This is a genomic window from Fischerella sp. (assembly GCF_013388695.1).
Taxonomy (GTDB): Bacteria; Cyanobacteriota; Cyanobacteriia; order Cyanobacteriales; family Nostocaceae; genus PCC9605.
The window spans coordinates 1-15,937 of record NZ_JACAEU010000009.1 but is presented as its reverse complement, the minus strand read 5'-3'; the positions used below and the strand labels follow the sequence as shown (position 1 = coordinate 15,937).

General features: G+C 42.1%; 13 protein-coding genes. 6 read left to right on the top strand and 7 right to left on the bottom strand.

Features of this window, described 5'->3' with window-relative positions:
* Positions 1-33: 33 nt before the first annotated feature.
* Positions 34-1,026, bottom strand: coding sequence for a biotin synthase BioB (gene bioB, locus HXY43_RS01230; RefSeq protein WP_290878951.1), 993 nt, complete (start codon positions 1,024-1,026; stop codon positions 34-36).
* Positions 1,027-1,304: 278 nt separating this feature from the next.
* On the opposite strand from bioB, the gene HXY43_RS01225 reads away from it, so the two are divergent.
* From HXY43_RS01225 to HXY43_RS01215, 3 genes are all read left to right on the top strand, one after another.
* Entirely contained in the window at positions 1,305-2,879 is a 1,575-nt protein-coding gene (locus HXY43_RS01225) for a TAXI family TRAP transporter solute-binding subunit (RefSeq protein ID WP_290878949.1), read from the top strand.
* A gap of 69 nt (positions 2,880-2,948) precedes the next feature.
* Positions 2,949-3,518: a ribosomal protein S5-alanine N-acetyltransferase gene (rimJ, locus tag HXY43_RS01220; RefSeq protein WP_290878947.1), complete on the top strand. Its 570-nt coding sequence runs from the start codon at positions 2,949-2,951 to the stop codon at positions 3,516-3,518.
* A gap of 70 nt (positions 3,519-3,588) precedes the next feature.
* Positions 3,589-5,046: a YdiU family protein gene (locus HXY43_RS01215; protein ID WP_290878945.1), complete on the top strand. Its 1,458-nt coding sequence runs from the start codon at positions 3,589-3,591 to the stop codon at positions 5,044-5,046.
* Positions 5,047-5,315: 269 nt separating this feature from the next.
* Here the strand turns inward: HXY43_RS01215 and HXY43_RS01210 are convergent, their stop codons facing one another.
* A complete protein-coding gene (locus HXY43_RS01210) occupies positions 5,316-7,094 on the bottom strand; it encodes a serine/threonine-protein kinase (protein WP_290878942.1) in 1,779 nt (592 codons plus the stop codon).
* Between the two features lie 441 nt (positions 7,095-7,535).
* The gene (locus tag HXY43_RS01205) at positions 7,536-9,101 is read right to left on the bottom strand and encodes a YcjF family protein (protein ID WP_290878940.1); all 1,566 of its coding nucleotides are present in this window, start codon (positions 9,099-9,101) and stop codon (positions 7,536-7,538) included.
* Between the two features lie 196 nt (positions 9,102-9,297).
* On the opposite strand from HXY43_RS01205, the gene HXY43_RS01200 reads away from it, so the two are divergent.
* The 3 genes from HXY43_RS01200 to HXY43_RS01190 all read left to right on the top strand — a co-directional run bounded on the left by HXY43_RS01200 (position 9,298) and on the right by HXY43_RS01190 (position 13,031).
* Complete coding sequence (locus tag HXY43_RS01200) at positions 9,298-11,022, top strand: ATP-binding protein (RefSeq protein ID WP_290878937.1); 1,725 nt, start codon at positions 9,298-9,300, stop codon at positions 11,020-11,022.
* A 97-nt stretch (positions 11,023-11,119) separates the two neighbouring features.
* The gene (locus HXY43_RS01195; RefSeq protein ID WP_290878934.1) at positions 11,120-11,644 is read left to right on the top strand and encodes a DUF937 domain-containing protein; all 525 of its coding nucleotides are present in this window, start codon (positions 11,120-11,122) and stop codon (positions 11,642-11,644) included.
* Between the two features lie 331 nt (positions 11,645-11,975).
* The gene (locus HXY43_RS01190; RefSeq protein ID WP_290878931.1) at positions 11,976-13,031 is read left to right on the top strand and encodes a trypsin-like peptidase domain-containing protein; all 1,056 of its coding nucleotides are present in this window, start codon (positions 11,976-11,978) and stop codon (positions 13,029-13,031) included.
* Positions 13,032-13,087: 56 nt separating this feature from the next.
* Here HXY43_RS01190 and HXY43_RS01185 read toward each other — a convergent pair whose 3' ends face one another.
* The 4 genes from HXY43_RS01185 to HXY43_RS01170 form a co-directional block, all read right to left on the bottom strand.
* The gene (locus tag HXY43_RS01185) at positions 13,088-13,669 is read right to left on the bottom strand and encodes a CPBP family intramembrane glutamic endopeptidase (RefSeq protein ID WP_290878928.1); all 582 of its coding nucleotides are present in this window, start codon (positions 13,667-13,669) and stop codon (positions 13,088-13,090) included.
* Positions 13,670-13,763: 94 nt separating this feature from the next.
* A complete protein-coding gene (locus HXY43_RS01180) occupies positions 13,764-14,825 on the bottom strand; it encodes a DUF3326 domain-containing protein (RefSeq protein ID WP_290878925.1) in 1,062 nt (353 codons plus the stop codon).
* A gap of 79 nt (positions 14,826-14,904) precedes the next feature.
* Entirely contained in the window at positions 14,905-15,084 is a 180-nt protein-coding gene (locus HXY43_RS01175; RefSeq protein ID WP_290878924.1) for a hypothetical protein, read from the bottom strand.
* Between the two features lie 91 nt (positions 15,085-15,175).
* On the bottom strand, positions 15,176-15,490 hold the full coding sequence (locus HXY43_RS01170; RefSeq protein ID WP_026734661.1) for a 2Fe-2S iron-sulfur cluster-binding protein: 315 nt from the start codon (positions 15,488-15,490) through the stop codon (positions 15,176-15,178).
* Positions 15,491-15,937: the final 447 nt, after the last annotated feature.

Here is a 15,937-nt window from a genome sequence, read left to right as displayed (position 1 = left end):
ATGAACATATACTCTCCCTATCTCCCCACCATCTTATAAAGCTGTCAGCTTCTCCTGACCAACAAACGCCGGACGCATCTCTAAACCAAGTAGATCCAGCATTTCCTGGTCAGTGTTATAGCCAGGACAGGGAGTAGTGACGGTTAACATATGTCCGTCATCGCTGGAAAAAATAGAATTTGCTCCTGCTAAGAAGCATAAAGCTTGCTCAACGTGAGAAAGTTTTGCCCTGCCTGCACTCAAGCGCACATCAGAAGCTGGCATAATTATGCGTGCAGTGGCTATCATCCGCACGACATCCCAAATAGGAACATCTGGTTGACTTTCTAAGGGTGTACCTTTAACTTGGGAGAGAATGTTAATTGGTACGGATTCTGGATGCGGATGCAGGTTTGCCAGAGTGTGCAGCATCCCGATCCGGTCTTCGACACTTTCACCCAAGCCTAGGATACCGCCAGAACAGACGGTGACGTTTGTCTGCCGAACATTTTTAATTGTGTTCAAGCGATCGTCATAAGTTCTGGTAGTAATGATTGTGCTGTAATAGTCCCGTGAAGTATCCAAATTATGGTTGTAGGCGTAAAGTCCCGCCTCTTCCAAACGCTTGGCCTGTAGTTCTGTCAGCATTCCTAAAGTGCAGCATACCTCTAACCCCAATGCTGTCACTTCCTTAACCATGTCCAGCACTTGGTCAAATTGTGAGTTATCCCTTACTTCTCGCCAAGCAGCACCCATACAGACGCGACTGACACCGCTTTGTTTTGCTTGCTGAGCAATATTAACTACTGTTTCTTTATCCAAGAGTGCTTGTGGTTTGACTTCTGTTTTGTAGCGAGAAGATTGAGCGCAGTAGCTACAATCTTCTGGACAAGCTCCTGTTTTAATGGAGATGAGCTTACAAACTTGGATTTGTTTAGGGTTGTGATACTGACGATGCACGCTAGCAGCTTGATAAATTAGCTCTAGCAATGCTGTATTGTATATGGCTCTGATTTCTGCTTCTTGCCAATCGTAGCGTATTCCCACGGATGTGCCTTCCTTTTAATGAATTAAGTTACGTAGCGTACTGCCTTCCTAGGTTTACATCTGTTTTAATTTTGCTCAGAAATCAGGTTATCAAGAATTTGATCAAGGCAACTATTGTAAATTGTTAATCCTTTAAATTATCATTAGGTATTTACACTAGACTTAATTAAAGCAAAAGCACAGATGCACAGCATACGAATCTATTTGCTGCTCTGTAATGTTACTCAGAATTTGGTTTCAGCAAAGAAAGCAGCCGCTTATGAACTGGCAGGTAAAAGATGTCTGAAGTGTCTGGTAGGCAAGTCAGGGCAAAGCGATTATTTGACTTGCCAGTAGTATTTGTGAAATCAATCCGTCGTCCTAGAGGAATTTTTCTTACTTTTAGCTGTTTAGCAAGTAGTATTCTTGTCCCGATTCTGAGCAGTTGCAGTTTCCAGCCGACCAGTGTGACTCTTTCTAGCGGCCCTGCTGGTGGATATTACAACCGCATGGCTGAACAAATTAGTAATTCTACTGAGACTACAGTTGGAATAAAGATTCGCAACCTCGATTCTCGGGGTTCAGAAGAAAACTTGGAACGTTTGTTCAAACGTCAAGTTGACTTTGCTCTGGTACAGTTGGACGTTGCTAATCAGGCAATGCAACAGGGAAAAGTCCAAGCAGTGGCAGTGGTAGCAAATGAGTATGTGCAAATTATCACCATCAAAAAATCAGGATTGCAAACCTTTGCCGATATTCAGGGAAAGCGAGTAGCTGTCGGTACACCCGGTAGTGGAATTCGCTTCACTACTAGCCAACTTATCAATGCAGATAAGTTGACAATTCAAAAAGATGATTCCGACTTGAACGCAGCATTTCGGAAACTCAATGCTGGACAAGTAGATGCACTCGCTTACGTGGGAAGTTTGATCGCGAGTAAAAATATACGTCAAAATTTTGTCAATAACCCAAATTTAAAAATTCTCCCCATTGAACCAGAGTTGATCAACAACCTGACTATTCTTAACCCTGATTCCTACCAACGTGCGATTCTGCCAATTGGTACTTACACATCACGTCCACCAATTCCAGACAAACAGATACCTACTCTGTCTACAGCTACAGTTTTGGTGACTCGTCCCGATACCGATCAGGAGAAGGTAAAACAAGTAACTTGGTCAATTCTCTCTACTGCACGAACCTACTCTCAGTTTTACCCAGAACTTCAGAACGGCAAAGCTAACGAACTACTGCGAAAAGGGCTATTTTACGTACACCCCGCAGCAGAGGAAGTGTTTGAGGAAGGCGATCCCAGTGGAGTCATCATTCGTTATTGGAAAAATAATACAGACTTGCAATCTGGGGTATTCATTCTGGTGACAACGAGCTTTCTAGGGTTAATGATACAACAGTGGCGCAGGCGATCGTCTCAGAAGATGCTTAACATCACTAATAGCCGTATTAGTCAACTCAAGAATTTGTTGGCAGAAAGTCCCCAACAAGCATTAAGAGCAATTGAAGACTTAAGCCAAGAGCATCGACTGATATTTATTGATGGCATAGTGACAACAGAAGTATACGAGCAACTGCAACAAAAAACACAGACTTTTGCTAACGAGTGTCGTTTACAGTTGGAACAACAGCGCAAAAAATTTGTGATGGATACCCTATTGCTAGTGGACGAATGGCAAGCAACCTTGCAAACTAATCCGGAGGTTGCTTTGCAGAATTTGGGTCAACTAAAGCAGCACTATCGAGATATGCTGCTAGCCGATCAAGTGGATATTGAGGCATATATAGAACTGATGGAGTTAACTTTAATTTCAATCATGACCCTCGTGCCAAGAAAAAACGACTTTCCGCAAGCTTTTTAAAACCGTAATTTAACTCGACATTATTTAGATGGCTCGCACTAAAAATCTTGCACTAATTAATAGTAGGTTATGAAATTTGAAACACCGCTAATCGTAACTGAACGTTTATTATTACGAATGGCGACCAAAGAGGATATACCCTTAATTATCCAATATTTTGCTGATAACAAAACTTATCTGACTCCATTTTATCCTCGTTGGTCTGAGGGTTTTTTCACAGAAGAATATTGGCAGTTGCAGTTAGAGTTGAATTTACATGAATTTGTTAATGATTGTTCTTTGAGACTATTTATGTTTCTCAAAAATAATCCCAAAAAAATCATTGGAGTTATCAATTTTACTAATTTTGTCCGGGGAGTAGCACAATATTGTAATGTTGGGTACAGTATTGCAGAAACTGAGCAAGGCAAAGGTTTTATGACAGAAGCCTTGCAAACAGCTATTGAGTATGTATTTCAAGAATTAAAAATGCACCGCATCATGGCAAATTATATGCCTCACAATCAGCGCAGTGGAAATTTACTCAAAAGGCTAGGATTTGTTGTAGAAGGGTATGCTAGAGATTATTTATTAATTAATGGGCAATGGCAGGATCATATTCTGACGAGTCTCACCAATCCTAGTTGGCAAGCTAAGTAGTCATCATCGCGATCGCCCACCCTTCCACCAGAGGTACTATTAAGAGAAGATGAACTAAGTTGTACTCGTAATGACTCTGGCAGAAGTTCCCAACAACACAAATTCTACAAATCCCTTTCTCATCCTTAATTACGAACCCGCCTTAGAATCTCTGGGCGAAGACTACTACGACGAAGTAGCAGCAGCGGAATTTCCCCTACACGCTCTACGCTGGCGCAACGACGCACTACTACCCCTGTTGGGACTGGACGCCAAAGCAGTGACAGACGAAGATTTTATCACCGCCTTTGGCAAATTTGAGGGACGCAAACCCTTGCTAGCGCTGCGTTACCACGGCTATCAATTTGGTGAATACAATCCTTTCTTAGGTGATGGTAGAGGTTTTCTCTACGGACAAGTGCGTGGTGTCGATGGTGAACTTTACGACTTCGGTACGAAAGGTTCTGGTAGAACGCCCTACTCTCGCGGTGGCGATGGTATGTTAACACTTAAAGGCGGCGTCCGCGAAGTTTTAGCTGCGGAAATGCTGCACGCTATGGGCGTACGTACTTCACGCTGTCTCAGCATGGTGGAAACAGGTTTATCACTCTGGCGGGGTGATGAACCTTCTCCTACTCGTTCCTCAGTAATGGTACGGTTGAGCCAATCGCATATTCGCTTTGGTACTTTTGAGCGACTGCACTATTTCCGGCGTCCTGACTTAACCAAAAAGCTATTAGACCATGTCATTGAGCAGTACTATCAACACTTAGATAGTGAACAAGATAAGTATGCTCTATTTTATGCAGAATTAGTCCAAAGGGTAGCAGAATTAGTAGCGCAGTGGATGGCGGCTGGTTTTTGTCATGCAGTGTTAAACACTGACAATATGTCAATCACAGGGGAGAGTTTTGATTACGGACCCTATGCTTTTATTCCTAATTACGATCCCTACTTTACCGCCGCATATTTCGACTACTATAGACGCTATAGTTACATCCATCAGCCAGAGATTTGCAAGTGGAATTTAGAAGCACTTCAGGAAGCATTAAAAGCTGTTATTCCTCAAACTGATATGGAAGCTGGATTAGCCAGTTTTGATGAATATTATCTGGCTGAGTATCGCTCTTTAATGTTGAAAAAATTAGGTTTTGAGCAACTATCACAACCACAAGCAGATGAGCTTTTAAAAGCAACTATTGAATTTTTAAAACATTATCCAGTTAGCTATCACCACTTTTTTGCAGACATGGCAACTACCTTTTCAAGTAAATGGAGAGATGATGCTAGTTCGATTTTGAGAGACTCAGAAATTGGGCAATCTTTAGGGACATCTGAATTATTTTTAAACTGGTCGGGAATATATCATCGGATTTTAAGTGATTTGACACCGGAAGAAATAGAAAAAGTAGCCCAAACCCTAGCTCGACATAATCCCAAAACCATGATATTAAGACCTGTAATTGAATCGATTTGGGAACCAATAGTTCAAGAAGATAATTGGCAACCTTTTTATGAATTAATTCAACAGATTCAGTCTGGGAATTAGTTAATGCGATCGCAGCTAAGTGGGTCAACATAATTAAACGTAAAATATCTTGTATTTGATACGGGCGGGCAGGATGCCCACCCCGTTTTTAGCTTATTTATGCCTTTCTACTTACTAGAATACTTTTGGTGAGGCACAATCGTGCAGGATTTGTGCTCAATCAGTTCCAACAACCGAAAGCAGATAAAATTATTAAGGACACGTTTGTACCGTGTCCTGAAATCTGTTAAGCAGTCGCTAAATTTGAAATTCACTAGAACAAAAAGTTGTTATAAATTTGAAATGGGTGTAATATTTACCTCTTGCATCTGGTTTCCTGGCTCAAAAGAGTGCCGCTTCGATGTCTCTTCATGAGTTGCAGTAGCTACTTTGGATGTCGGTATCTTGCGACCTTCAGCTTGTATACGCTGCTTTTGAGTGTATTCTATTAACTTGTCTTGAGCGACTTTATATACAGTAGTATTTTTGGGAACCTGTTGGAGAAAATTCACAGCAGTATTAAATTCGCCTACTGCTGCCTGATTGTAAGCTTGCTGTAACAAATAAATCGCCCGAACTTGCTGCTTTTTTTTGTACTCATCTAACTTCTGTTTCACTACAGCGTTGGCAGAAGTTTCTTTAGGAATTTGATCGAGATAAGTTAAAGCAGTGCTGAAATCTTTAGCTGCGGCTTTTTCATAGGCTTTTGTTAATAAATCGCTTGTCTGCGTCTCGATTTTGGCTTTTGCTTTCTCAACTATTTTGTCTGTTTTTAACTGCCAATACAAAATATCAGGAACTTGAGAAGCTGCATGCAGTACCTCTGACAATCGACCTTCACGCAAAGCTGTTTGAGCAACTAAATATTGTTCAGTTGCAACTTGCCATTGGTTTTGCCATTCTTCAACCGTCGCTTGAGCTTCTGGATAAACATTGCTGTTTGAGGGAATAGATTTAGCCAGCGCGATCGCCTCTTCTAAATCTCCAGATTGATATTCTTCTGTTGCTTTATATAAAGTCTCTGTTTCTGAGTAAGCTGGAGAACTATTCATTAAAGAATATACTCCAAATCCCATCACCAAGGAATTAGCCGCCAAACCTAATCTCATTCCTGTCAATAGAGGAGGTGATTTGGGGGATGCAAAATGCTGAGCAAAATCATCACTATTTTCGGCAGAATCTACTACGCTATACTCTGGTTGTATTGTTTGCGGATGCCAATTATCTACAGGCATTTGCTTAAGTGCCCGCAGTACCTCACTCGCTGACTTAAAACGATCTTTGTAGTCGTAGCGGATCATTTGGCTGAGGATCGCAGCAAGATAATCACTAACTAGGGTTTGTGGAGAACGCCAAATAAATTCATTGCTACTAGGATCTATTTCTAATTGCAATGGAGAAAGCCCAGTTAGTGCTTGAATGGCAATCATGCCTAAAGCATAAATATCACTGTTGGCTTGTGTTTGATCGATAAATTGTTCTGGCGGAATATACCCCAATGAAGTGACGGGGACTTTGTAGATTGGCAATACTGAATCTGTGCCAAAATCAATCGGTTGGATGGAACCAAAATCAATGAGGACTAACTTGCCATCATAAGCCCGTCTAATTAAGTTTTCTGGCTTAAGATCGCAGTGAATTACACCTTGAGAGTGAATAAATTCGAGAATACCTAATACATCATATAAAAAACTGACAACTTCGCTTTCACTCCAGAGATAGCTGCGACGTTGATTGATTGGTAATTCAGCAGTCAGCGCATGTCCTTCAATAAACTCTTGCACCAAGAAAAAGCGTTCGTTTTCTTCAAAACAGGCAATGAGTTGAGGAATTTGGTCATGGTGTCCCAAATATCTGAGGGTTTCGGTTTCAGTGAGAAAGTGTAACCTCAGGGTTTGTAAGTAGCTAGGTTGGGAACAGGAAACCTTTAGCTTTTTAATAACGCATTTTGGGTGATCTGGTTGTTCTATATCTATAGCAATGTATGTTTGTCCAAACACACCTGCACCCAAATGTTGAACGATTTGGTAACGCCCTTGTAATACTTTACCGATCATTTGGTGGGTCATTAGCTGGTTACTTGGTCACTCGCTATATTTAGTTTTTCGGAAAATGCCCCCTGTTTCCGGAATTCTTGACTGAGCAAGATAGTATAAACTGCTATTCACCAATCACTCGGATATAGTGAAATTTACGGATGCTTCAGATTAACATATAGCACACTAGATGACTAAAAAAAGTATAGGTATTATACATTGTGAGCATAATTATCTAGTCTCAACGAAAGTTGGAGTAAGCTAAAAGCTAAAAGCTAGCTATTTGCTGTAGAGAGGCAAAATCACCCTGTGAGCACACCTGCAGCGCACACGTCTCTAAACAACAGCCAAAAATTTATTTTACGGCTTAATTTTGTTTTTATTTTTTAAAAAATTAAAAATATTCTTACCTAGTATTTACATTGCAGGAATTTGCCCTACGAGCGTCTATGTGCGTTGAACAAGACTAACACCCTAATCCCCAGTCCCTAGTCTCCTTTCCTGGTCTTCTTCCACTAATTCAGCTCTTTCTGTTAACGGCCTAACTACCCGTGCGATCGCTTCCTGAACAAAGTCCTTGATAAATTCATCGCGGCGATTTAATTGAAACTGACGCTGTACTACTTCTGTCATCCCACCATCGCCCCAATCTTGGTCATTACGAAAATACTCGATAAAGCTTTTACCAGCAATGCGTGTCAGATACGCAGCTGTCACACCTTGAATTGCCCTACCAATAATAAAAGTACCTACATTCAGTTGCAAAGCGGTAGAAAGTAACTGCAACGCGCCTTTAACAATCCCCAAACCAGCAATTGTCTTTGCTAAAGATAGCGCTAGTTCGCGCCCCCGTTCCATATTTAATTCACAGCCATAAACTCTGCCAATTTCTACGACCATTTGGGCGTTAACAGCAGCTGTTGCCAGTAAATCGACCATTGGCAGTGGCGTTACCGACACCACACCCGCACCAATCCATTGAAACCGTTCCACAATTTTGTCAGCTTGACGGCGACGCTGGGCATCGATGAGTTTTCGCGCTTCTTCTCCCAGTCGCAGCGATTGCAGGAGAATGTTATCTGCTACCAAATCTTCACCTTCTGCCCGCAAAATTGCCGCCATCCGTCGCAGTAATGGTATAATCTCCGGTTCTGGTTGGAAAATTTCGCTATTTTCTAGTTGTACAGATTGGGGATTGGCAGAAACTGCCACCACATCACTAGCAGCAATAAATCCTCGCACTCTTTGCCGCAATCTGGCTAAAATCGCCTCTTTATCCTCTTCTGTATATAGGTCTGTTTTATTTAACACAAGCAAAGAGCGCTTACCGATTTCTGCCAATGCCCGCAATGGCTCGTATTCTGACTGCCTTAAGTCATTATCGACCACAAACAACAGTAGATCTGCGGATGTTGCTAGTTCTCGTGCTAGTTGTTCTCTCTCGGTTCCGGCTATCCCCGCTTCTAAAATTCCTGGCGTATCGGTAATTAAAATCTTGCGCTCTAAGCCCTTCAAACGCATACAATAGGTTTCTCCTACTGTGGTGGTTCCCATCGGCGCATCTACCCTGCCGACCATGCGTCCCATAATCGCATTCACCAAAGAGGTTTTGCCAGCACTCCCGGTGCCAAAGATCACAACTTGAATTTCGCCACGTGCTAGGTTAGCTTCTATTTCCCGCGATTTACTCAGTAAAGCTTGTCGGGCAACTTCATCTTGAATTTGCGCGACTTGTTGCTTAACAGCTTGCAGGGTAGAAGAAGCTGCTTCTGATTTAACAGCTGGGATTTGCACTTGTTTGCGTTGTTGTCTCTTGCGGCGCGATCGCTGTTCGCCAGACCGAATTACCAGTACGTAATAGACAAAGGCGGCAATTAAAGCACCAATCAGGACAACTAACAACAACAGCAGCAAATTGCCCAATAGGGGAGAGTAGGACAATTGCCAGTACAGCCGTGACAGAGAGTCAATCAGCCAAAGGCTTAGTCCCAAAATCAGAATCAGACCAATAATTAGCGTAACAATGCGCGACAGAGGCATGGATGGCACAGGATAGTGGTATTACTTACGCACATGCTTCTAATATTAATAGTTTCAGTGTTATTGACCAGGGTAGAAAGAAGTATGTTTTGATAAACTGAGAACAATTTTTGCATTGCATTCATGGTTTCGCTGCTGGTTGGATTGTTCTTGCTGAAAACCTACCAGATGGAAAACTGCAACACCTAACTAAATCATGACCCCGCCATCTGAATTAAAACAATTGCCAGAGTATTACTATAAAAACTTTGTTAAACGAGTCTTCCATCGGCTGAGTATTCGACAAAAAATTATCTTGGGATACGGCCTGTCGTTGGGAGTTGCAGTTTTAGGAACAGCGACTGGTTTGGTAATTGGCAATAAATACTTCCAACAAGCCAGACATCAGATGATGATGGCAGATGAAGAAAGTCACTTGTTTAGCAGTCTCCAAGGAGAACTATTGGAAATTCAGTCCAATCAGCAAGAAATTGTGTCTTTATTGAATCAACCGCAACAGTTGCAACAGTACACTTCTAAGTTAAAGACAAATCAAGCAGAAGCCAAAGCATTGATTGCCGAGTTGCAAGAATTTAGTCAAGGTACATCGCAAGCAGATTTACAAGTGCTATTCAAAAAGTATGACAGTACAATCAGGGTCTATTTTGAGCAACTCAACACTATTTTAGAGCAGATTTCGTCACTGACCTCAAAGCCACAGGAAGTGCCAAAGACTCAGGTATTAACGCAGCAATTTAGCCAAAGTCCAACAGCACTGGATTTTTATAAATTTAACCATGAGTTAACCAAATTGGCGAAAACAGTTCGCGATCGCCAAGAGGAAGCTGATGAGGCTCAAAGTCGGGCCGCAGCACTGCAAGCTCTAATTATTATTAGTAGCATTCTGCTATCGACTGCGATCGCTGCTATCCTCGCTATTTACACCAGTACTTTAATTGTCCGTCCACTCCAGACGCTCACGCATGTTGCCCAAAAAGTTACCAAAGAAGGTAATTTTGACCTCCAAGCACCCGTAACGACAACAGATGAAGTTGGTACTTTAGCTGATTCCCTGAACCAACTAATCCACCAAGTAAAGTATCTTTTAGCAGAACAACAAACCGAAGTCCAAGCAAGACTCATTCAAAGCGAAAAACTATCTAGCTTAGGAAGGATGATTGCCGGTATTGCCCATGAAATTAATAATCCTGTCAATTTTATCTATGGCAACATAGGCAGCGCGAAAACCTACATTAACGACCTGTTTGACTTACTGCAAACATATAAAGCCGAATTTCCCAATTCTTCCGCAGCAATACAAGCAAAAGAAGAAGAGATAGACTTAAAGTTTATTGAAGAGGATTTGCCAAAACTCTTAAAATCAATGGAATTTGGGGCTGAACGGACGCGAGAAATTGTCCGGAGTTTAAAAGATTTCTCCCGTCTAGATGGATGTGAAGCTCAATCAGTAAGTTTACACGCTTGTATTGACAGCACGCTATTGATTCTGCAAAATCGTTTGAAACATGGCATAAATGTTGTCTGCAATTATGGAGATATTCCAACCATTGCTGGTTATACAGGCTTACTCTATCAGGTGTTTATGAACCTGTTAATCAATGCCATTGATGCTTTAGAGGAAAAATCTGCCAGCAATCCTGACTTTTCACCTGCAATTACCATCAGCACAGCACACAGTGACGATGATTGGGTAATGGTACGAATTGCCGACAATGGGCCAGGTATTGCAAAAGAAAATCAAGATAGAATATTTGAAACTTTCTTCACTACAAAACCGCGAGGTATTGGTACTGGTTTAGGACTAGCAATTTCCCACCAAATTATAGTCGACAAACACGGCGGCAAAATTACTTGTAACTCAGAATTAGATTTAGGCACAGAGTTTGCGATCGCTCTACCAATTGCTAGAAGCGCTGATTAATGAAAAAACTTTATTTGTTATTAATAGCTAGAGGCAATTAGCAACCAAAATGTAACAATGTTGGTTTTGTTGGTATTAATATAAAGGAAAAAAGCTTATGGGACTCTTTGACCAAATTATTAATGCGATCGACAATCCCAGCCAACAAGGCAGTACAGGACAGTTGGGTGATATCCTCAATACTGTACAGCAACTGAGCAATAGCACGGGTACAAATCCTGCAACTATGCAATCAGTTGTAGGTATCGTGGGTAACTATGTGCGTTCTGCCTTACAAGAAAAGCAAGCTAACTATGGCAATCAAGAAGCGCAAGCTGTAGTCAATCAATATAGCGGCACTTCTCCTAATCCCCAAGCTGTAAACTCCTTGTTCTCTTACGGGATGCAACAGCAGGTAGCTGAGGCTGTTGCCCAACGCACAGGTTTGAATGCTGGTATGATTCAACAACTGCTACCAATATTGGTTCCTTTGGTACTGAATTTACTGCGAACCGGTGCGAATGCCCAAAATTCTCAAGCTGGTGGAAATTCCGTGCTGAATTCCTTCCTTGATAGCGATCGCGACGGCGATATTGATATTGTTGATGCCATACAGATGGCAAGTCGGTATTTGGGAAGGTGATGAATTTGTTGTTTGTTGTTTGATGGTTGGTGGTTGGAATAATTGCTAATCTTCAGCAAATAACAAACAGACATTAAGTGCCTACTTGTCGAAATCGCGGAATTTTTGTCAGAATCGGGAAATAAGGGAATGGGAAGGGTTAGTGGTTAGTGGTTAGTGGTTAGTGGTTGTTGGTTGTTAGTTGTTGGTTGGTGGTTGGTGGTTGTTGATAATTTCCTTATTCCTCATTCCCCCTCTCCCCACACTCCCCCTACTCCCCCACTCCCCCCACCTTCGGTTCTCCCCATCTCCCCCTTATATCCCCTCGCCGTGAGACGATAGGAAAGCAGACATGAAAATAAATTTGGGCTGGGTATCAAACGATAATTTCGCTTCTAAGAATGCAGGAATGCCCAAAAACAACCCAAAAACTGATGAACAATTGCTTGATGCTTATTCCCAAGCTGTTATCAATGTAGTGGAAAAAGTCAGCCCTACGGTTGTTAATATCGACGTACAAAAATTCTTAACAGGACGTAGCCGCAATTATCTGCCTCTTGCTCAAGAAGTACGTGGTAATGGTTCTGGATTTATTTTCACACAGGATGGTTACATCCTTACAAATAGCCATGTGGTGCACGATGCGTCCAAAATTCAGGTGACACTCTCAGATGGTCGCAGTTATGATGCAGAAATGATCGGCGACGATCCAGATACAGATTTGGCAGTGATTAGAATTCATGCGCCAAATTTGATCGCGGCACGTTTGGGAGATTCGCAGTCATTGCGAGTCGGTCAGTTGGCGATCGCGATTGGTCATCCCTACGGCTTTCAAACTACAGTTACAACTGGGGTAATTAGTGCCTTAGGACGTTCTTTTCAATCTCGTTCTGGTAAGGTGATTGAAAATATTATCCAAACTGATGCTGCTTTGAATCCTGGCAATTCTGGCGGCCCGCTGGTTACTTCCCATGCGGAAGTCATCGGCATTAATACTGCCATTGTCATGGCGGCACAAGGAATCTGCTTTGCCGTACCCATTAACACTGCCAAAATGGTGATTCCGGCGTTGATGAGATATGGTCAAATTCGGCGCGGTTACATCGGTATCGGCGGACAAAATGTGCGGATTTCCCGCCGCCTTATGTTATCCCATGAATTAGCTGTGGATACCGGAATTTTTGTCATGTACGTGGAAGCAAACAGCCCCGCAGCAAAAGCAGGTTTGCAAGAAGGAGATGTGATTGTTGGTTTCAATAATCGACCGCTTCGCAGTATCGAAGACTTGCAAAAACTTCTAACACCTGAATCAATTGGTGTGCGATCGCAACTAACCATTTTGCGTAAAAATCGCAAGTTAGTGGTAGGTATTGTGCCAGAAGAATCAAGTTCTTCAGTAAGTGGTTAGTGGTTAGTAGTTAGTAGTCTCCCCATCTCCCTATTCCATATTCCCCATTCCCCTTTTCAATATCGCCCTACTTTCCACAAATAACTAGAAACCATATTCGTAATCACATGAGCAACTATTGGCACTAACAAGTTACTGCTAAGAAGGGCGCTATATGCCAGTATTAGACCAACAATAGCAGCCCAAATCACATAAGGCCATTGTTGAGAACCGCTTAAATGCAAGACACCAAAGCAAAGACTTGATACGATCGCAGCAGCATCATCCAATCCAAAGGCTGGTAGCATCACACCGCGAAATAACAATTCTTCACTCAACCCTGGTAGTAATCCTAACCAAATTAAGTCTGGTAAAGCCAAGGGCTTGAGTACTATTTCTAAGTAATAATTAGCACTTTTACGATAGGGAGGACAGAGTTGATAAGCTAAACCACTCAAACCAGTGATACTTAACCCCAAACCTAATCCCAACAGTAAATCTCTTTCTTTCCAAAGCAAAGGCATGAGGGAAAAATTGCCAAAATACAACCACAGCTTGGCGATAATCCACAAAACTACGGCAGTAACTGCCATCGCCACCAGCACTTGGGTGCGTGTCAAATATGGCATTTCTGGCTCTTGTTTTTGCTGTTGAGTCACGGAGTTTAGAAGGTTAGGGTTTAAAGGAAGAGTGGGGGAGTGGGGAGTGGGAGAGTAGAAAAATAACTAATGACTAATGACTAATGACTAATGACTATTGACCTAAACAATGCAACAACGAGATATTGGGGCTGAGGGCAGATGGATTAATGCCTGCTTTGTGAGCAACCAATACACCTACTGCCTCTAAATATGAGTTGACCTGTATTGATTTTATCCCTAATGGCTGGGGAGGAACTTGCACTTGAGTTTGATTTTCATTGACTGTAACGATGAGGCATCGCTTTTGGCTTAAACTCAGTAAGGCACTACTGCCACAAGCTGTTGCCGGCACGATCGCTGCATCTACTTGATTTGACCAAATATCGATGGGTTCGGGCATTTCATGGGATTCCCCAACAATAAACTGGGGTGCGCGACTTAAACCGACAAGTACGCTTGGTAAAAAAGTATAGCCCAATTCTTCGGCAGCGGAACGAGGAGATAAATCTGGATCTGGGGATGGAGGCAAAAAGGCGGGAGAATGGGCGCAGGGTACTTGAAACTGTCGTACTACTAAATGACTAATTACAGCTTCTGCCCCACCAATAGGATCGACTCCTTTGCCGTGGCGGTAGTTTTGATCTGCTTGTTCATCGATATCATCGGGAAAACGGGCAATAACTGCGATCGCCTCCGCCCCTGCTTTGTTAATTAATACGTCTGCTGCCCGCAGTAAACTATCTGGGTTGCCTATCGTTCCCCAACTCGTACCGGATGCAGTTGTACGCAATTCTACGTTTAAAGGTGCATCCGTAATTACATAATCGGTTAAAGACAATCCCAAGGTGGCTCTAGCTGCATCTGCTGCTTGCAACTGTCGCAGCCGCAGTTCTGGTTCAATTCCCTGGTCTAAAATCAAACCTATGCGATTTTGATGTACAGGGCGCAATCCCCAGCATCCAGCCGCAAATTTGTCTAGCCCATAACCTTCTACATAGAAAGCGTTGGGCAGATTCCAATACAAAATAGCACCATTAAGGACATTGGGGTGAGTTATGAGGCGATCGCAAACCTGGGCGATCGCTTTGGCAACTGGCAATGCATCTCCTGCATAACCTCCAATTGCTGCCCCAATGCCAGTAGGTACAATTAAAATAGCTGTGTATGGACGCATGAGTCGCTTCACTCTGGTTAGTAGATAGTAGATAGTAGATAATAGTTAGTTTTTCCCACTAACCACTAACCACTAACTACTAACTCTCTTGTTTAGTGACAACAGCTTCTACGGTTGCTTTTTGTTGTGTAATGTCCACGGAAGCGATCGCCCAACGCAATGGTTCTCCCTGTTTTTTGAGTTCTGCCTCAATTGTTTTTTGTAGTTCAGTGGGGGTTTCTTGGAGGTTAATTTCTGCGGTAATAAAATGAGTTGTCATTGTATTTGTTGTTTGTTGTTTGTTGGTGGTTAGTTGTTAGTGGTTAATGGATAGTATAAAACATATAACTACTAACTATTAACTACTAACCTTATTTACCAAATTGTAGTTGATAAACAAGCTCTTCTTTTTCTGTTTCAATTTTTAAATCAGAGCGAGGATAGGCAACACACAGCAATACATAACCTTGTTTTTGCAGTTCTGGGCTGACGCCCATGCCATCCGTTTGATCTACTGTCCCAGACTTAATTTGACCAGCACAAGTTGTGCAAACACCTGCATGACAGGAACTCGGTAATTCTAAACCAGCAGCATCGGCAACTGATAGGATTGTTTCATTTTCGGGAACCTGCAAGGTATGAATTTTACCTTGATGGTGAATTTCAACAGTGTATGTTTTGGACATATACAATTAAGGGGTGTAATGCAACAAACAAATCAAATATTTTATATTAAAAATAGACTAACTTCCAAATCAATCAACACAAACTAAATAAATATTCTCTAGTCAGAATTATATATGCAATAGTAACTATACAGGGATAATTATAAATCCTGACCAGACAAAAACTAGTAGTATATCACCTCAACTTTGAGGGATTGGTGGGGGATGGGGTTTATGTGATGGGGAGATAGGGTGATGGGGAGAATGTAGAATTAAACTCTCTCCACCTCCCAACCTCCCCACCTCCCCCGTCTGTGAGATTAGGGGAGTGATAACAAACACAAGAAAATTGGCGTTGCTGAATTTGGTCATGAATTATGTGTGCATACATTTTTGTAGTTCGATGCCAAATCATTGTAGAGACGTAGCAATGCTACGTCTCTACATACCCGTGAATTGTAAATTCAT

What these genes read in the sequence shown, in the direction of transcription:
- HXY43_RS01225 (WP_290878949.1), top strand. Translation starts at nt 1,305, where the DNA reads ATGTCTGAAGTGTCTGGTAGGCAAGTCAGGGCAAAGCGATTATTTGAC.
- rimJ (WP_290878947.1), top strand. Translation starts at nt 2,949, where the DNA reads ATGAAATTTGAAACACCGCTAATCGTAACTGAACGTTTATTATTACGA.
- HXY43_RS01215 (WP_290878945.1), top strand. Translation starts at nt 3,589, where the DNA reads ATGACTCTGGCAGAAGTTCCCAACAACACAAATTCTACAAATCCCTTT.
- HXY43_RS01210 (WP_290878942.1), bottom strand. Translation starts at nt 7,094, where the DNA reads ATGACCCACCAAATGATCGGTAAAGTATTACAAGGGCGTTACCAAATC.
- HXY43_RS01205 (WP_290878940.1), bottom strand. Translation starts at nt 9,101, where the DNA reads ATGCCTCTGTCGCGCATTGTTACGCTAATTATTGGTCTGATTCTGATT.
- HXY43_RS01200 (WP_290878937.1), top strand. Translation starts at nt 9,298, where the DNA reads ATGACCCCGCCATCTGAATTAAAACAATTGCCAGAGTATTACTATAAA.
- HXY43_RS01195 (WP_290878934.1), top strand. Translation starts at nt 11,120, where the DNA reads ATGGGACTCTTTGACCAAATTATTAATGCGATCGACAATCCCAGCCAA.
- HXY43_RS01190 (WP_290878931.1), top strand. Translation starts at nt 11,976, where the DNA reads ATGAAAATAAATTTGGGCTGGGTATCAAACGATAATTTCGCTTCTAAG.
- HXY43_RS01180 (WP_290878925.1), bottom strand. Translation starts at nt 14,825, where the DNA reads ATGCGTCCATACACAGCTATTTTAATTGTACCTACTGGCATTGGGGCA.
- HXY43_RS01175 (WP_290878924.1), bottom strand. Translation starts at nt 15,084, where the DNA reads ATGACAACTCATTTTATTACCGCAGAAATTAACCTCCAAGAAACCCCC.
- HXY43_RS01170 (WP_026734661.1), bottom strand. Translation starts at nt 15,490, where the DNA reads ATGTCCAAAACATACACTGTTGAAATTCACCATCAAGGTAAAATTCAT.